Source organism: Streptomyces sp. SID12501 (assembly GCF_010550245.1).
Classification (GTDB): domain Bacteria; phylum Actinomycetota; class Actinomycetes; order Streptomycetales; family Streptomycetaceae; genus Streptomyces.
On sequence record NZ_JAAGLU010000102.1, the window covers coordinates 1 to 1444 of the forward strand.

Sequence of the window (1444 nt, forward strand, 5' to 3'; positions counted from 1 at the left end):
CAATGCCGTTGCTTGAACTCGTCAAGCAGTTCGCAGTGACGCCGGAGGAACGCGGTCGTTGGGCCCGGCATGCATCCTTGGGTGGGGTTGTCCGATCATGTGCGACTGGGGGTGGTGACCCGGTGGGTGACTCCGGAACTGGTCGCCGAGGTGCTGGAGAAGTGCCGGGTCCGGGACAAGAAGCCCGGCGCGCTGCCGGCCGGGTTCATGGTCTACTTCACGCTTTCCCTGGCGCTGTTCCAGCAGGACTCCTATGACGATGTGGCGGAGCAACTGGTCGGCAGCATTCGGGAGTTGAGCGGGAGCATCCCGAACAAGTCCTCGTTCACGCGGGCGCGCAGGCGTCTGGGACCGCTGGTCCCGGAGGCCCTCTTCCGCGAGCTGGCCGACCCGTTGGCCCCCGTCGGCCTGGAGGGCTCCTTCTACCGCGGGATGCGGCTGGCCGCGGTGGATGGGTTTGTGCTGGACGCGCCGGACACACCAGCCAACCGGGCCGCGTTCGGTGGGCCGGTCAAGAACGGCCAGCCGGCGGGGTTCCCTCAAGTGCGGGTGGTGACACTGACCGAGTGCGGCACGCACGCGCAGGTCGACGCGGCGGTGGGCGGATTCAACGGCGGTGAGCGGGAGTTGGCGCTCACTCTGGCGACCTCGGCGAGCAAGATGCTCGTCATCATGGACCGGGGCTTCCCCGGGGTCGAGTTATGGAAGACCTATCTCGGAGCCGGGGCCCATCTGCTGATCCGGGCTCGCTCGCCGGTGGCGCACCGGCCGGTTGAGTACCTGCCCGACGGGACCTACCTGGGGAGGATGAACCTGGGCGGGCAGAAGGGCGCGCATCCTGGCGGGGTGTTGGTCCGGGTGATCGAGTACCGCGTCGACGGCGGCGAGGTGGTCAGGCTGTTGACCGATCTGTTGGACCCGGTTGCGTATCCGGCGGCGGAGTTGGCAGGGCTCTACCATGCCAGGTGGGAGGCGGAGTCGGCGTTCCGGCAGATCAAGACGTTCCAGCGCGGGCCGATCGAGGTCCTGCGCTCGGGAGACCCGGATCTGGTGCGGCAGGAGGTCTGGGCGCACCTGGTCGTGCACCACTGCCTCACGCGGGTCATCATGCATCTGGCCGACGACAACGGCATCAACCCGGACCGGGTCTCGTTCGTCAAGGTCCTCAAGCACACGCGGCGCAGTGTAGTCCGGCAGTGCGCGGATACGCCCAAGAAGATCAAGAAGTTCCTGGCCGTACTGGCGGCGAAGGTGCGCCGGAAGCTCGACAACGGCACCAAGCGCCTACGCGAGGCGGACCGGCACCTCAAACGGCCGGACTCGAAGTACTCCTCGAAGCTCTCCTACCGGATCAACACCCGGGACCGGCAACCGACACGGCGGATCACAGCCAAGGCCATCACGTTGCACACCGCGATAGTCCAGTAATCAAGCAACGGCATTG

At 66.9% G+C, this 1444-nt stretch carries 1 protein-coding gene; it reads left to right on the forward strand.

Annotation, left to right across the window (positions count from 1 at the left end; all coding sequences use genetic code 11):
* Positions 1-69: 69 nt before the first annotated feature.
* On the forward strand, positions 70-1428 hold the full coding sequence (locus G3I71_RS44595) for an IS4 family transposase (protein WP_239149748.1): 1359 nt from the start codon (positions 70-72) through the stop codon (positions 1426-1428).
* The last annotated feature ends 16 nt before the right edge of the window (positions 1429-1444 follow it).